This window comes from Candidatus Cardinium sp. cByotN1 (assembly GCF_022810525.1).
Classification (GTDB): domain Bacteria; phylum Bacteroidota; class Bacteroidia; order Cytophagales; family Amoebophilaceae; genus Cardinium.
This window is the reverse complement of sequence record NZ_JAACGG010000184.1, coordinates 1-202: the sequence shown is the minus strand read 5'-3', so window position 1 is coordinate 202 and position 202 is coordinate 1. Positions and strand designations below refer to the sequence as shown.

Below are 202 nucleotides of genomic sequence, written 5' to 3'. Positions count from 1 at the left end.
TATTGGATGGTTTTCGACTAGTAACTCGACTATTCATTTGAGGTATCTTATTGGGTATACTTGGGTTGGTAGGACTACCTTTATGGCTATTGTTATAGCGTCTTTCTAAGCCGCCCCATTGATAGCACTTTCTTAGCTTGAAACAAGATGGTAATAGAAAAACCACTAATAATGCCAGATGGCTAATCCTGAATATTAGGTA

The 202-nt window shown here is 37.6% G+C and carries 1 protein-coding gene; it reads right to left on the bottom strand.

The window, feature by feature from the left end; genetic code table 11:
* A partial coding sequence (locus tag MUW73_RS04330) for a hypothetical protein (protein ID WP_243575310.1) occupies window positions 1–202 on the bottom strand: 202 nt, incomplete at both ends.